Origin of the sequence: Nocardiopsis halotolerans DSM 44410 (assembly GCF_000341065.1) — a bacterium.
Classification (GTDB): domain Bacteria; phylum Actinomycetota; class Actinomycetes; order Streptosporangiales; family Streptosporangiaceae; genus Nocardiopsis; species Nocardiopsis halotolerans.
The window spans coordinates 15873-30958 of the sequence record NZ_ANAX01000142.1 but is presented as its reverse complement, the minus strand read 5'-3'; the positions used below and the strand labels follow the sequence as shown (position 1 = coordinate 30958).

The 15086-nt window shown below is 70.5% G+C and carries 13 protein-coding genes; 5 read left to right on the top strand and 8 right to left on the bottom strand.

What is annotated here, in order from left to right; translation table 11 throughout:
- The coding region (locus tag D455_RS30010) for a membrane protein (RefSeq protein WP_040684780.1) at nucleotides 1-1407 on the bottom strand (1407 nt) is incomplete at its 3' end.
- A gap of 173 nt (nucleotides 1408-1580) precedes the next feature.
- Between D455_RS30010 and D455_RS0110515 the strand changes: the two genes are divergently transcribed.
- Both D455_RS0110515 and D455_RS0110510 read left to right on the top strand, forming a co-directional pair.
- On the top strand, nucleotides 1581-2324 hold the full coding sequence (locus D455_RS0110515) for a class I SAM-dependent methyltransferase (protein ID WP_338037822.1): 744 nt from the start codon (nucleotides 1581-1583) through the stop codon (nucleotides 2322-2324).
- Nucleotides 2321-3076, top strand: coding sequence for a class I SAM-dependent methyltransferase (locus tag D455_RS0110510; RefSeq protein ID WP_017570684.1), 756 nt, complete (start codon nucleotides 2321-2323; stop codon nucleotides 3074-3076). Before D455_RS0110515 ends, D455_RS0110510 begins: the two co-directional genes overlap by 4 nt.
- A gap of 137 nt (nucleotides 3077-3213) precedes the next feature.
- Here D455_RS0110510 and D455_RS0110505 read toward each other — a convergent pair whose 3' ends face one another.
- Both D455_RS0110505 and D455_RS0110500 read right to left on the bottom strand, forming a co-directional pair.
- Nucleotides 3214-4698 (bottom strand): aldehyde dehydrogenase family protein, encoded by a 1485-nt coding sequence (locus D455_RS0110505; protein WP_017570683.1) that lies wholly within the window; start codon nucleotides 4696-4698, stop codon nucleotides 3214-3216.
- Between the two features lie 133 nt (nucleotides 4699-4831).
- Nucleotides 4832-6097 carry a hemolysin family protein gene (locus D455_RS0110500; RefSeq protein ID WP_017570682.1) on the bottom strand — a complete coding sequence of 422 codons (1266 nt, stop codon included), beginning with the start codon at nucleotides 6095-6097 and terminating at the stop codon, nucleotides 4832-4834.
- A gap of 253 nt (nucleotides 6098-6350) precedes the next feature.
- Between D455_RS0110500 and D455_RS0110495 the strand changes: the two genes are divergently transcribed.
- The 3 genes from D455_RS0110495 (at nucleotide 6351) to D455_RS0110485 (ending at nucleotide 8911) form a co-directional block, all read left to right on the top strand.
- Nucleotides 6351-6677, top strand: a complete 327-nt coding sequence (locus tag D455_RS0110495) for a hypothetical protein (RefSeq protein WP_017570681.1) — start codon at nucleotides 6351-6353, stop codon at nucleotides 6675-6677.
- Nucleotides 6678-6711: 34 nt separating this feature from the next.
- Nucleotides 6712-8397 (top strand): alpha/beta hydrolase, encoded by a 1686-nt coding sequence (locus tag D455_RS0110490; protein ID WP_017570680.1) that lies wholly within the window; start codon nucleotides 6712-6714, stop codon nucleotides 8395-8397.
- A 100-nt stretch (nucleotides 8398-8497) separates the two neighbouring features.
- Complete coding sequence (locus tag D455_RS0110485; RefSeq protein ID WP_017570679.1) at nucleotides 8498-8911, top strand: hypothetical protein; 414 nt, start codon at nucleotides 8498-8500, stop codon at nucleotides 8909-8911.
- A gap of 15 nt (nucleotides 8912-8926) precedes the next feature.
- Here the strand turns inward: D455_RS0110485 and ligD are convergent, their stop codons facing one another.
- The 5 genes from ligD to D455_RS32810 all read right to left on the bottom strand — a co-directional run bounded on the left by ligD (nucleotide 8927) and on the right by D455_RS32810 (nucleotide 14754).
- Nucleotides 8927-9805, bottom strand: coding sequence for a non-homologous end-joining DNA ligase (gene ligD / locus D455_RS0110480; RefSeq protein WP_017570678.1), 879 nt, complete (start codon nucleotides 9803-9805; stop codon nucleotides 8927-8929).
- Between the two features lie 89 nt (nucleotides 9806-9894).
- On the bottom strand, nucleotides 9895-10215 hold the full coding sequence (locus D455_RS0110475) for a hypothetical protein (protein WP_152487047.1): 321 nt from the start codon (nucleotides 10213-10215) through the stop codon (nucleotides 9895-9897).
- Between the two features lie 88 nt (nucleotides 10216-10303).
- The gene (locus tag D455_RS0110470; RefSeq protein ID WP_017570676.1) at nucleotides 10304-11248 is read right to left on the bottom strand and encodes an electron transfer flavoprotein subunit alpha/FixB family protein; all 945 of its coding nucleotides are present in this window, start codon (nucleotides 11246-11248) and stop codon (nucleotides 10304-10306) included.
- A 34-nt stretch (nucleotides 11249-11282) separates the two neighbouring features.
- A complete protein-coding gene (locus tag D455_RS0110465; protein WP_026122504.1) occupies nucleotides 11283-12062 on the bottom strand; it encodes an electron transfer flavoprotein subunit beta/FixA family protein in 780 nt (259 codons plus the stop codon).
- A 436-nt stretch (nucleotides 12063-12498) separates the two neighbouring features.
- A complete protein-coding gene (locus D455_RS32810) occupies nucleotides 12499-14754 on the bottom strand; it encodes a protein kinase domain-containing protein (RefSeq protein ID WP_241480227.1) in 2256 nt (751 codons plus the stop codon).
- Nucleotides 14755-15086: the final 332 nt, after the last annotated feature.

Below are 15086 nucleotides of genomic sequence, written 5' to 3'. Positions count from 1 at the left end.
CGTGGAGTGGCCCGCCGCCGCCACGTACGCCACCGTCGCCAGCAGCGCCGCGATCCGCAGGCCGCGCCGGGGGCGCACACGGTGGGGCGCCGCCACCGGTTCCGGGGAGGCCCCGCCGACCGACGCGCGCGCCCGCTCCTCCCTCGTGGGCAGGTAGGCCAGGGCCAGACACAGCGCGAACACCGGCGCCGCGTCCGCCACGTACCGGGGATCGGCGGCGGCCACGTCCTGGAAGCGTCCGCGCGCGATGATCGTCGGGATGACGTCCACGACCACCAGGTAGGCCAGCAGGAGCACCCAGGCCCGCCACGCCCCGCGCCGCATCCACATGCTGACCAGCACGATCACGGCGAACACCGCCCAGGACCCCAGCACCACCACGCCGCTCGGGTCGATGAGGCCGCCGGTCGGGGTGACCGGCCCCCACTCCGGCGGGCCGCCCAGCGCACCGACCGGGAACACCTCGGTGAGCAGCCCGCGCAGCATCGCCAGGGCCGGCTCGCTCTGGGGTACCCCCGCGCCCTCACCGCCTCCCGCGGCGCGCGTCCGCACCAGGTAGAAGGCCGTGTAGGCGGCGAGGAGGAGGCCCATCACCGTCCAGAAGGGCCGGTGCAGGATCCACGCGCGACGGGCCCCCGTGACCAGGCCGCCCGGGTAGAGGTGGGCGACGGCCACCGCGAACAGCACCAGCGGCAGGAACATCGCCTTGACCGTGAACAGCATGCCGAACACGACGGCGGCGCCCGCCCACCACGCCAGGCGCTGGTCGCCCGTGCGCAGGTAGCGCACGGTCCAGAGCACGGCGAGCACCATGGCCAGCTGGAGCGGAACGGCGTTGAGCGCCGCCGCCCACCAGCCCAGGACGGGGACGGTCAGCGGGGCCAGCGCGTACACGGTCAGCGGGACCAGCAGCGCCCAGCGGCGCCCGAACAGTTCCCACACCAGGCGGAGGAAGCCCAGCTGGGCGACGGTCTGGAGGGCGAGCATGGCGCCCGCGCTGACCCACCACGCGTAGGGCCAGAACGCGGTCTGGAGGTAGACCAGGAACAGCGCCCCCGGCATCAGGTGGCCCTTGTGCAGGCTGAAGAGGTAGTCCGGGCCCAGGTCGCTGACGTCGGCGTTGGCGAAGAAGAGGTAGTCGTCCTCCACGAAGTGGGACTCGTTCAGCACGTGGACCCGCAGCGCCACGGCGACGGCCACCACCAGCAGTCCCGCCAGGACCACCCGGTCGCGGGCCAGGCCGCGCGCGGCGTCCAGCACCGCGCGGAGCGGTCCGCCGCCGGACCGTCCCTCGCCGTCGGTGCCCCTGGCCGGTCGGCGTACCCTGGGTGCCCCGTCCGCTCCGGGACCCGGGCCCCGGGCGTCCGAACCGTCGTGTTCACGCGCCGTGGGGGAAACAGGCGGCATCGGTTCGCTCCCGCCGTAGTTGGCCGATCCGGAGAATGGGTGCCAGAATACAACACGTTCCACTTTTTCTTCTGACCCCTGTCGCAGGCCACAGTGGCTTGCACCTCCGGAACAGGAACACGATGCAGACATCGTGTTCCGTCGGGGTCGCGAGCACCGTGGAGGTGAGGCCGGTGGGGCTCGAACAGGTCCGCCGCGACTGGACTCGGCTGGGGTCGGCCGAACCCCTGTGGGCGGTGTGCGTGGACCCCGGCAAGAGGGACGGCGGCTGGGACGACGACGAGTTCCTCGCCTCCGGGCGGGCCGAGATCGATCCGTCCGTCGCGCGCCTGGAGGAGTTGGGCATCCGCCCGCCGGAGGGCCGGGTACTGGACTTCGGGTGCGGCGCGGGGCGGCTGTCCAACGCGTTGGCCGCGCACTTCCCCGAGGTCGTGGGGGTGGACATCTCCGCACCGATGCTGGAGGAGGCCCGCCGCCTGGACCGCTCCGGGGGCCGGATCGGGTTCGTGCTGAACGAGCGCCCGGACCTGACGGTGTTCGGGGACGCGTCCTTCGACCTGGTCTACACCGACCTGGTCCTGCAACACCTGCCGCCCGACCTGGCCGAGGGCTACGTGCGCGAGTTCGCGCGGGTGCTGCGCCCCGGCGGCGTCATGGTGCTGGGCGTGCCCGAGTCCGAACGGCGCACCTTCAAGGGGATGGTGTTCCGGTACGCGCCGTGGCCGCTGGTGGCCCTCGCGCAAAGGGTGCTGCTGCGCTACCCGGCGCCGATGCGGATGCACACCCTGCCCACCGGACGGATCGCCGAACTCGTCCCCGGAGGCCGGATCGTCGCCTCCGACGAGTACTGGGGCGGCGACCACTGGCGCCACCTGCGCCACTTCGTCGTACTGGACGCGGAGGAGGCGGGCACGTGACCGCGCGCACCGACGAGGGCACCGTCCCGTTCCGCGCCACCCTGGGCCGCTCGGTGGGCCTGTTCTCCGCCTTCCGCAGGGAGCAGACCGACCCCGCCCTCTTCTACGGCGTGCTCGCCCGCGACACCGTCGCGCAGCTGCGCTCCTACACCCCGCTGGACGGAAGGCTCGTGGTGGACGTGGGCGGCGGCCCCGGCTACTTCGCCGACGAGCTGAGGGCCGCCGGGGCCCGCTGCCTGTGCGTGGACTCCGACGCCGCCGAGATGCGGCTGCACGGCCGGGACGCCGACGCGTACGGCGTTCAGGGCAGCGCCCTGGACCTGCCGCTGCGCGACGGTTCGGTGGACGTGTGCTTCTCCTCGAACGTGCTGGAACACGTACCGGACCGGACCCGGATGGCCGACGAGATGGTACGGGTGACCCGGCCGGGCGGACTGGTGTACCTGTCGTACACGCTGTGGCTGTCACCGTGGGGAGGGCACGAGACCTCGCCGTGGCACTACCTGGGCGGGGCGTACGCGGCGGAGCGGTTCGCGCGGCGCCACGGCCGTCGGCCCAAGAACGACTTCGGCCGCACCATGTACGCCGCCCACGCCAAGGAGATGCTGCGGTGGGCACGCGGGCGCGCCGACGCGTACGTGGTGGACGTCCGCCCGCGCTACCTGCCCGGGTGGGCGAAGCCGGTGGTGCACGTGCCGCTGCTGCGCGAGATCGTCACCTGGAACCTGCTGTTGGTGCTGCGCCGGCGTTAGACCGGGGAGGTTCGCCGGTCCGGTGCCTTCCGAACGGGACCGGCCGTCGAACGTGTCCGGTCAGCCCCCTGACGTGCTGTCCGAAGGGCTGGCGTGGCGCACGGGCCCCGAGGACGCCGCACCGGGGACCGCGGGGATCATTCGAGGTCGAAGGGCAGCCTGCGGCGCGTGTGCTGGAGGCTGATCCAGTGGTCGGCGGTGAACTCCTCCATCGCCCACTCACCGCCGAACCGGCCGAGCCCCGAGTGGTTCTCCCCGCCGAACGCCGTGTTGGCCTCGTCGTTGAGCGTGGAGTCGTTGACGTGCGTCATGCCCGCGCGTATGCGGCGGGCGAACCGCACACCGCGCTCGGCGTCGCGGGTGTAGACCGCGCTGGACAGCCCGTACTCGGTGTCGTTGGCGATGTTCAGCGCGTCCTCCTCGTCCTCGGCACGGATGACGGTGGCCACCGGGCCGAACACCTCCTCCGCCGCGCTCGGCGCGTCGTTGGCGGCGAGCAGCAGGTGGGGCGGCAGGACCCTGCCCGACGGTCCGGACGGGTCGCCGGACAGCAGGAGCCGTGCGCCCTGCTCGACGGAGCGCTCCACCAGGTCCTGGATGCCGTGGCACTGCTCGTCGTCGATGACGGGACCGATCTGGGTGGCGGGATCGGCCGGGTCGCCCACCCGCAGCGCCCGGGCGCGCACGAGCATCCGCTCGACCAGCTCGTCGTGGACCGGGGCGGTGGCCACGACCCGGTTCGTGGCCATGCAGATCTGGCCCTGGTGGTAGTAGGAGCCGAACACGGCGGCGTCCGCGGCCAGGTCGAGGTCGGCGTCGTCCAGCACCACCAGCGGCCCGTTGCCGCCGAGTTCGAGCGTGTGCCTCTTGAGCGGGGCCTGTCGGGCGATGTGGCGACCGACCTCGGTGGAACCGGTGAACGAGATCATCCGGCAGGTGTCGTGGGTGGCGAGGGCGTCGCCGATCACGCCGCCCTTGCCGATGACCACGTTGAGCACCCCGGGCGGGAGTCCGGCCTCCTCGTAGATCCGGGCGAGCAGCAGCCCACCCGTGACCGGGGTGTTCTCGGCGGGTTTGAGGACGACGGTGTTGCCGAGGGCGATGGCGGGCGCGACGGAGCGGTGGGAGAGCTGGAACGGGAAGTTCCACGGGCTGATCACCGTGACGACGCCGAGCGGCTCCCGGTAGACGCGGTTCTCCTTGCCGGGGGTGATGCCGGGGAGGATGCGGCCGAGGAGGCGCGTGGGGTAGGAGGCGACCTCGACCATGCCGCTGCGCACCAGGCACCACTCGAACTCGGCCCGTTCGCGGACGGCTCCGGCCTCGTGGACCAGCCAGTCGACGATCTCCGTGCGGCGCTCGTCGAGGATGCGCGTGGCGCGGAGGAACACCTCGGCGCGCTCACTGGCCGGGGTGACGGCCCACCGCTGCCACGCCCTCTCCGCCTCACGGTAGGCGATGTCCACGTCACTCTCGTCGGCCAGGGTGATCTCGGTGAGGACCGTGTCGTCGTAGGGGTTGACGTCCCGGAAGACGTCCCCGGACGATCCGTGCCGCCACTGGCCGCCGATGGGCATCCGGTCCAGCCCCGTGTAGGCGTCCGGTCCGCGGTCCGCGTGCATCGGCCCTCCCCTGGTTCGGTTCCCTGCGTGCCACGGTGACCCTGAAGCCGGGCGCGGGCAACGGGACGTGCCGCTTCTTGGCCAACTGTTCAGTGTCTTCCGGTCCCGACCTTGCCGACCCGGGGCGGGGGCGTCAGCGTTCCGGGGTGAGCAGGAGTTCGCTGACGACGCGGCCGTCGGCCCCGGTGACCGTGGCCGTCCATCCGCCCAGGTCCACGCTCTCCCCCGGCCCCTCGGGGATGTGGCCGAGCAGGACCAGGACCATTCCGGCCACGGTGACGTAGTTGCCCTCGGGCCTGGCGGTGAGGGCGACGCCGAGGTCGTCCAGTTCGTGGACGGGATAGGTGCCGGGCAGGCGCAGGGCGCCGCCCTCCACGCAGGTGGGAGCGCGGTCGTCGGTGTCGGTCTCGTCGTAGATCTCGCCGACGACCTCCTCCAGCAGGTCCTCCAGGCTGACGATGCCGCTGACCGCGCCGCTCTCGCCGATCACGACGGCCAGCTGCTGGCGTTCGACGGTCATCCGGTGCAGCGCCGACGACACCGTCAGGGAGTCGGGCAGCAGCAGTGGTTCGCGGGCCAGGCCTCCCGAGGCGCCCTCGCCGCGGATCAGGTCGGACCAGTGGACCACGCCGACGACGTCGTCCACGTCCCCCTCGGCGACCACGGGGGCCCGCGAGTGGCCGCGTTCGGCGAGGAACAGGGCGGCCTCGCGCGCGGGCATGTCGGCCGGGACGGTGTCCACTTCCGGGCGCGGGACCAGGACCTGGCGCAGCATGCGCTCGGCGATGTCGAAGGCGCCGGAGAGGATGGTGCGCTGTTCGGGGGTCATCCCGCCCTGGGCCGCGATCATGTCGCGCAACTCCTCCTCGGTGACCTCCTCCCTGGTGCTCTTCGGGTCCACTCCGCCGAGCCGGACGACCAGGTCGGTGGAGACGCTGAGCAGCCACACCGCGGGGCGGGAGAGCACCGCCAGCGCGTTGAGCGGCCGGGCCACGAGCAGCGCCCAGGGCTCGGCGCGCTGCATGGCGATGCGCTTTGGGGCGAGTTCGCCCAGGACCAGGGTGACGAAGGCGAGCACGACGGTGACCAGGACGACGGCCACGGGAGCCGCGTAGGAGCCGAGGAAGCCCAGGGGTTCGACCAGGGGCTGGGCGAGCGAGACGGCGGCGGCCGCGGAGGCGAGGAACCCCGCGAGGGTGATGCCGATCTGGATGGTGGCCAGGAACCGGTTGGGGTCGCGGGCGAGGCGGGCCACCGCGCGGCCGCCCGGACCGCGCTCCTCCAGCCGCCTGATCTGCCCCTCCCGGAGGGTGATCAGCGCGATCTCACTGCCGGCGAACACCGCGTTCGCCACGATCAGCACCAGGACGAGGCCGATCTGGGCCCCGTAGCCCTCCATGGGACTCCCCCGCGGTCGACTGTCGGTGGAGAGGGGTTCCTTCCCCGAAACCACAGGCCACACACCACCCGGTGGCCACATGCGGACAAAGGCGAGCGAACGCCCCTTCGCTTTCTCCTCGAACCGTTGTCGCTGGTCATCCGTACGCTCCCTGCCACAAAGAGCGACAAACCCACCTCGGAGTCACTTGTGCACCTTCTGTAGGCTTCTCTCTGCATACCCCTCTTTCTCTCTGCTCCCTCTGGAGACCCCTGTGACCAGTGGAACCGGTGTCAACCCCACCGAAGCCATGTCCGAGGCCCAGGAGGCCGAAGCCCTGGCCGAGGCGATGGTCTTCCTCGGCACCGACTTCGAAGCCGCCATCGAAGGGCTGGTCGGCGCGGTGTCCGAGCACGTGACGGGCGGCCTGGACGACTACGAACTCGACACCATGACGCACATCCGTCGAGTCGCCGAGAACGGCATCAACCTGGCCCAGAACGTCCAGGGCGCCGATCTGGCCATCGCCGACACCGACAGCGAGAACGCCGACGAGTACCAGGAGGGCCTGGAAGCCCTCGACATCCAGATCAACTTCTGACCCCGTCCCACCACCCAGCGCGGAGACCTCTGCCGTGAGCGACATCTCCTCCATGTCCCTTGGCCTGCCCGAGGACATCGACGCCGACGTCGGCGCCATCGAGTCGGGCGCCGACCAGCTCGACACCGTCTGCCAGAACATGCTCGGCCAGTCCGAGGACACCCACGGTCAGTTCCAGTCCTCAGCCGGGGAGTTCAGCGACCTCGTCGCCTGGAACATCGTCTCCAGCTCCTCCCAGGAGCTCAGTTCCTGGTCCGAGGCCGCCAGTGCCCTGACCTACGGGGCCGCGGTCCTGCGCCAGTGGGGGCTCGACATCGAGACCTACCGCGCCGAGCGCGCCAAACTGGAGACCCGGTGGGAGGAGGAGAAGGCCAGCGCCATAGACGCCGTTGAGTCCTCCGACGGCTCCACCCGCGGTTCCATCCTGGGCGATACGGGCCGGGAGGGGCTGGAGCGCACACAGTTGGAAGCACTGCGCGAGGAACTGCTCTCCCAGCACTCGGGGTACTGGGAGACCCTGATGGAACAGGCGGAGCGAGCCGAGAAGGACCTGCGCGACGGCCCCAGCCAGGACAGTCTGGAACGCCTGATCGAGTCGGCCCTGCTGTCCGGCAGCCAGCTGACGTACTTCGGCGACGCCGTCCCCAGCATGGTTCCGGACGAGTTGAGCGGTGACGAGCACCCGTCGATCGTCAACCTGTGGTGGACCTCGATGACCGAGGAGGAACAGCAGCAGGCGATGAGGGACCACCCCGACCTGCTCCGCGAACTCGACGGCATCCCGGCCACCGTGCGTGACGAGCTCAACCGGGATCATCTGGACGACGAGATCGAGCGGTTGGAGGAGGAGATCGCCGAGCGGGAGGGGGAGATTCGGGACCTCGCCACCCAGGGCAGCAACGGCGCCAGCTCGATCGCGTTGAACATGGCGAACGACGAAACGCTCGACAATCAACTCGAAACGCTGCTCGACCTTCGGGAGAGTTTGGAGGACGAAAGCGCTGACAGATATCTACTGGCCCTGAACACTGAGGGCGACGGACGCGCGATCGTGGCCAACGGCAACCCCGACACCGCTGATAATGTGGCGACGTTGGTCCCAGGCACCAATACTGAGTGGGAAGACATCAACAATCAGGTCGGCCGTGGCGACTTCTTGCTGCAGGCAGCCGAAGACGTCGATCCAAGCGCGAATCACTCTGTCATCAGCTGGATCGGTTACGACGCTCCCAACACCCCGGAGGCAGCGTTCGAAGGAAGAGCGGAAGACGCGGTTGACGACCTGAGCAGCTTCCAGGATGGCCTACGAGCCACCCACCAGGGACAGCCGTCCAACAATACCGTCATCGGCCACAGCTACGGATCGACTGTGGTTGGCCACACGGCTCAGAGCGATGCCGGGCTCGACACGGACAACGTGGTACTCGTGGGCAGCCCTGGCGTCAACGCCGACCATGTGACTGATCTGAACCTCCCCGCAGAGAACGTACATGTATCGACAGCGTTGAACGACAAAATCAACAAGGGCTGGTTCGGCATCGGCTCCGAGGCCGTACATGGCATGGATCCTACCCAGGAAGACTTCGGCGCGAACGAGTTCAGTTCCAATGATGGAACCGCAGGCGGTCTCTGGCCGCTTGGACTCGCTCACACTGAGTATTTCAGAGACGAATCAACGTCGCTGGCACATATGGGCGAGGTCATCGCAGGCGAGCATTAGGAACCGGCAGGACATGATTCGACCGAGACAGTGGGCCTACGTTCTCACCCTGGCGATAGCGGTGAGCGGCTGCACTTCCAGCACACCGAGGGAAGCAGGAATGGAGCCAACCATCACCGAGGCCGAAGCCGCGGACAAGGTCAGGGAGCACATCGACAACGCGATGACCGCCCTCCCCGAGAGCGCGGAGCTGGAGGAGCGGCGCGGAACCATCGTCGCCGCCTGCGACGACCCCACCGACGGCGGTTCCGGAGACCGTGTCACCGTCGGCGAGAGGTTCTGGATTCGCGGGCTTCCCATGGAGGACAACGAACAGAACGTCGAAGCGTTGCACGGGTACTGGACCACCAGCGGCTACCGGGTGCTTCACGACCAGCGCCCGGACAAGCTGTTCCTCGCGGTGGAGCACGAGGAGGACGCCTTCGGCATGTCCATCCGGACCGCCGGAGACGGCGGCCTCACCATCGGGGCCTCGTCCCCGTGCGTCTGGCCCGAGGGCACCCCGGAGTCCTGACCCCCGGCCCGGGCCTCAGCCCAGCCGCTCCAGGGCCCTGCGCGGGGACCGGGCGTGCCGCCCCATCCCCGCGAACGGGCACTCCTCGCGCTCCAGGCCGATCGTGAACGCCCCGCCCGACTCCAGGCCGTCCAGCTCCTCCCAGGTCAGGGGCGCCGCGACCGACGCGCCCGGTCTGGCCCGCACCGAGTACGGGGCCACCGCGAGCTGCTCCCGGCCGTTGCGCAGGTAGTCCACGAACAACCGGTTCCCACGCGCGACCTTGCGCACCTCGGTCGTCAGCTCGTCAGGCCGCCGGGCCGCCACCCGGTCCGCGACCGCCTCCGCCAGTCGACGGACCCCCTGGTCGTCCACCTCCGGGCGCAGCGGCGACCGTACGTGCAGCCCCCGGGAGCCGGTGGTCATCACGTACGCGGCCAGGCCCAGGTCGTCGAGCACCTCCCGCACGTCCCGCGCGGCGGCCTTGCAGGCGGCGAAGGCCTCCGCGCCGTCCCCGGCGGGGTCGAGGTCGATCACCATCCGGTCGGGAAAGCCCAGGTTCGGTTCCCGCGACTGCCAGGCGTGCACGGTGATCGCCGCCCGGTCGGCGCACCACACGAGCGCCGCCGCGTCCTGGCACACCATCATCCGCCCGCCGCTGGTCTCCACGGTCCGCACCCAGTCCGGGACCGACGGGTGCTTGACGAAGAACCCCTGTGCGTCGATCCCGTCCGGGAACCGCTCCAGGGCCACCGGCCGGTCGCGCAGGTGCGGCAGCATCAGGGGGGCGATCCTCGCGTGGTACTCCGCAAGGTCCTCCTTGGTCGCCCCGCCCTCGCCGAACAGCGCCTTGCCGGGCCTGCGCACCTCCACCACGCGCCGTCCCGCGCGTACCCCCGCGGCCCCCGTCGCCATGCTCTCCCCCGTTCGCCGCCGTGCGGCCCGCCTACCCGGCCCCCACGAGGGAAAACGCTCCGGCCCGGCAGGGGAACGGACGGGTGCGGTCATCCCCTGAGCAACGCGCGCATCCGCGTCATGTACTCCCTGGCCTCGTCCGGTGTGGCGAACCGCGGCGGCGTGGACCCCAGTTCCTCCTCCAACGCGACGAACCGCGACGGCAGGGGCTTCCCTCCGTCGGAGGACAACCGGGAGAGCGTCTCCCGCAACTGGCCGTGGACCTTGTCGATCTCCCGCTGGAGTCCCTCCAACTCCCGGCGCTCGGCCGCCTCCCTCCGTTCGGGACTCGGGGGTTGGTCGCTCCGACCACCGAACCACTCACGAAGGCGCCGCCACGGTCCCATGCCCACCATTCCCGTCCGCTCCACCAGGGCTTCCCACGCTAGCGCGGGGGCCCGACAGCGCGAACGCCCGGCCGGGGTACCCGGGCCGGGCGTTCGTGGTCGGAGCGCGGTACTACTTGCGCTTCTTGATCTCCTCGGTCAGCTGCGGGGCGACCTTGTGCAGGTCGCCCACGACGCCGTAGTCGGCCAGCTCGAAGATCGGGGCCTCGGGGTCCTTGTTGACCGCGACGATGTTCTTGGCGGTCTGCATACCCGCGCGGTGCTGGATCGCGCCGGAGATGCCCAGGGCCACGTACAGGTTCGGGCTGACCGTCTTACCGGTCTGGCCGACCTGGAACTGGTTCGGGTACCAGCCGGAGTCGACGGCGGCGCGGGAGGCGCCCACGGCCGCGCCCAGCGAGTCGGCCAGGTCCTCGACGACGGAGAAGTCGTCGGAACCGACACCGCGCCCGCCGGAGACCACGATCGCGGCCTCGGTGAGCTCGGGGCGCTCGCCCTGCTCCTCGTTGACGCGCTCGACGACCCTGGCCGTCTTCGCGGCGTCGGAGACCTCCACCGACACGGCCTCCTCGGCGGCGGCACCGGAGGCGGCCTCGGCCGGGACCGAGTTCGGGCGCACGGCGACGATCGGCACACCGGTGCGCACGCGGGCGTGGGTGATGGTGGCGCCACCGAAGATGCTGTGCTCGGCGACCACGTCGGCGTTGACGTCCACGACGTCGGTGAGCACACCGGAGCCCAGCTTGACGGCGGTGCGGCCCGCGATCTCCTTGTTCTCGGCGGTGGCCGAGACCAGGATGGCGGCGGCGCCCTTGTCCTGGGCGAGTTTGGCGAGCAGCTCGGCCTTGGGAGCCACGACGTGGTCGTTCAGCTCGGCCGTGGCCACGTAGACCTTCTCGGCGCCGTACTCGGCCAGAGCCGCCCTGCCCGACTCCGCGCCGTCACCGACCCACACGGCCGCGGGCTCGCCGATGCGGCGGGCGGCGGTGAGCAGCTCGGTGGTGACCTTCTTGACCTGTCCGTCGACGTGGTCGACGAGGACGAGGACCTCAGCCATATTCCTTGAACCTTCCCTGAGTCTCTCGCCTGGCCTACACGAACTTCTTCTCGACGAGGAAGTCGGCGATCTTCGCGCCGCCGTCGCCCTCGTCCTTGACCACCGTGCCCGCGGCGCGCGGCGGCGCGGCGTCGAAGTCGACGGTCTCGGTGGTGGCGTTGGCCAGCCCCACCCGGGCCGTGTCGATGCCCGCGTCGGCGGCGGACTTCTTGTCGACCGGCTTCTTCTTCGCCTGCATGATCAGCTTGAAGGACGGGTAGCGCGGCTCGTTGATCTTCTCGACCACGGAGACGACCGCCGGGAGCTGGGCCTCGACGACGTCGTAGCCGTAGTCGGTCTGGCGCTGGATCCTGATGGTGCTGCCGTCCACGTCGACCTTGCGGGCGAACGTGAGCTGCGGCAGGCCGAGGTACTCGGCGAGCGCGGCGCCCACGACGCCGGTGCGCGCGTCGGTGGACTCCGAGCCCAGGACGACCACGTCGTACTCGATGGTGCCCAGGGCCTGCGCGAGGGCGTAGGCGGTCTGGAGCGAGTCGGAGCCGTGGAGCGCGTCGTCGTTGACGAAGACGGCCTTGTCCGCGCCCATCGACAGGGCCTTGCGGATGGAGTCCGTGGCCTGGTCCGGTCCCATCGTCAGGATGGTGACCTCGCCGCCGTGCTTCTCCTTGAGCTGGAGCGCCTCTTCGATCGCGTACTCGTCGAGCTCGTTGATGACGCCGTCGGACGCCGCGCGGTCGAGCGTCTTGTCGTCCGCGTTGAGCTTCCGTTCGGTCGCCGTGTCCGGGACCTGCTTGACCAAAACGACAATATTCATGGCCGGTGGCCGACCTCCCTGCACTCCATGATCCGCCGTGCGGCGGCCGGACGCTGGCGCGCCCCGTACTGCCAACAATGCCGAATGCCGTTCGGTCATCCGACGGCGGGGCCGCCTTCACGTCCAGGCAGGTCCCGCGATGTGCTCATATCCCCAGATGTTACTGGCTAGTAGCTTGGAGGCCAACCCATGGCCTCCGGTGTGACTGAGGCAACCCTAACCACCCTGCGCGTTCGGACCGTGGCCGGACCGCCCTCCCCGGCGGTTCACCGGTGCCGACACCGGACGTTCGGGTACCTGTCTCCCGCTCCCCACCCTAGTCGCCACGGGTCCCCCCGGAACCGGTCACACCACCGGTAACAGGACGACGCCCTCCCCCTGTCTCGGGAGGAGGGCGTCGACGCGTCAGTCGTACGGGGCCGAGCCGGAGAGGTCTTTACTCGCCGCTCGCACTGGGCGGTGGGTTGAACCAGTCCGACGGGCCGCCCAGGGGAACCCAGTCGGGGACCACGGAGAAGCCGAACGACAGGATGAGCATGGTCAGCAGCACGAGGCCGATGACCACGCCGATGTAGACGTACAGGCTGCTGTACCGGACCCGCCGCACGAGCCAGACCGCCTGGTGCCGCGCTCCGCGTCCGCTCGGCATGACGTAGCTGAGCAGGAGCATCACGAAGAGCGCGAACGCGCCGATGTAGTTGGCGCCATGGCTGGGTGGCGTTACCACCTGCACGTAGATCAGGCCGACCAGGATTCCCGCCAACAGGTAGATGAGGCCGAACCCGAGTGTGCGCAGCACCGTGCGCCCGAAGGCCCACGGGAAGCTGAGCGCCACCACCATGTTGTCGGAACTGCGCGGGCCGCGCGTCTGGAGGCGGCGGGCGTGCTCTGCCTTGACCACGTCCAGGGCGCCCAGCCCGGCGATGACGGCGACGCCCAGGATCAGACCGAACCAGGGAAGGAGCAGGGACACACCGGCCACGGAGAGCAGCATGGGCAGGATCGTCAGCGGGTGCATCCGCCACGACTCGGCCTCGTACTCCTCGTCGTACTCGTCGTCGTCCGGGAGGTAGTCGCTCACCCGGTCGCTGCTGCCCCGGCGGAAGCGGCTCAGCCAGCCGCCCCGCTCCTCGTACTCGTCGTCCTCACCGAACTCCTGCGTCTGACCGGCGCGTCGGCCGTCGTCCACCGGGGTGAGGATGTCGGCGAAGTCGCCCTTGTGCAGCGGGGTGTTGAAGAACTGCGTCTGCGGCGCCTCGTACCCCGGATGCTCCTGCTCCGCGACGGGGCGGCTCCCGTGGCCGGTCCGGTCCACGGGATCCATCATCATGGTGCCCTGCGGGTCCTGCGGCTCCACGGGCTGGATGCGCCGCGTTCCCTGCGGATCGTCCGTGTCGTCCGCGCCGACCGGGTTGATCCGCATCGTTCCCTGCGGGTCGTTCAGGTCGTCGGAGCCGTGCGGGGTGATCCGCTGGGTGCCCTGGTGGCCGCCCAGGTCGTCGGTGACCTCACCCTCGTTCCCGTACCGGTCGTTCGCCGGGTTCGCCGTGCCCGAGAGGTCGTCGGTGGACTCCGGGTCGCTGGGCCAGCCGCCCGCATGGGCCTCGGAGGTGGGGTGCGCGGGCTCGGCGGACGCCGACCAGGCACTGGAGACGGGGCCGCTGCTGGTGTGCGGTGGCCCCCAGCCCTCGTCGCCCTGGCCCGCTCGTCCGGCCAGGTAGCCGCTGGCGCCGCCGAGCGCGGCCCCCGCCGCGGCTCCGCCCAGACCGCCGCCGTCGGAGTCGCCCCCCGCCGAGGAGGGGTGGTACACGGTGTGGCTTCCGGTCAGCCCGGTGGGACGGTTTCCGGGGTCCTCGGTCCAGGGGAGGTCGAGGTTGAGGCGGCTGGTCTCCTCGACCAGCTCCGCCGCCGTGGGACGGCGCGACATGTCGCGGGCGACGGCGCGGTTGACCAGCGGGCGCAGCGCCTCGTGCATCCCGTCCATGTCGATCTCGCCGTTGAGGATGCGGAAGAAGATGACCTCGAAGGTGCCCGCGCCGTAGGGCGGACGACCGGTGGAGGCGAAGGCGACGGTGCCGCCCCAGGCGTGGACGTCGGTGGCCGGACCCAGGTCGGTGCCCTCGATGACCTCCGGGGACAGGTAACTGGGCGTGCCGACGAACGTGCCGGTCTGGGTCAGCTTGGCGCCGTCCACGGCGTGCGCGATGCCGAAGTCGATGACGATCGGCTCACCGTTGGAGATGATCACGTTGCCGGGCTTGAGGTCGCGGTGGATCACGTCCACGGCGTGGATGTCCCTGATCGCCCGGGCCATGCCGGTGACGAACCGGGTGAGCGCTCGGCCCTTCAACGGACCGTGGTCGGTGACGGTCGCGTCCAGGGTCGGGCCGGGGATGTGCTCGGTGACCACCCACGGCAGTTCCGCCTGCGTGTCGGCCTCGATGACCTCGGCCACGTTGGGGCTCTGTACCCGGCGCATGGTCTCGACCTCGCGGGCGAGGCGGGCCCGGGCGATATGGTCGCCCGCGACCTCCGGCTTGAGGACCTTCACCGCGACGAACTGCTCGGTCCGGGGGTCCTCGGCCTGGTACACCACGCCCATGCCGCCCTGGCCGATACGGCGGCGGATGACGTAGTGGCCGATGCGCTCCGGCAGCTCCTCACCCATGGGGAAACCTGCCGACATTGCCATCGAGAACTCATCCCCTCAAAAGACCACATACCGCCACGTCCAGCTTATCGGCCGGGGGATGGGTCACCATTGGCTTGTGCGGCCCGTCTCGGGCCCGTGTGGTCGTTCGCGCACCGTTGGACGTCCGGGGCTGCCGGCAGTACGTCCGTCCCGGGGCGACCACCACGAGTATGACGGAAAACTCGCGCGTCCGGTTCCCGCCCTCTCCCTCGAAGTGGCCGGATGCGGACGCTCGGAGAGGTCACGTATCACCACGCGACCTGACAAAGACCGTAAAAGATACCGAACGCCCGCACAGCAGACGGCGGGGCGGACGGCACCGCACACCGTGC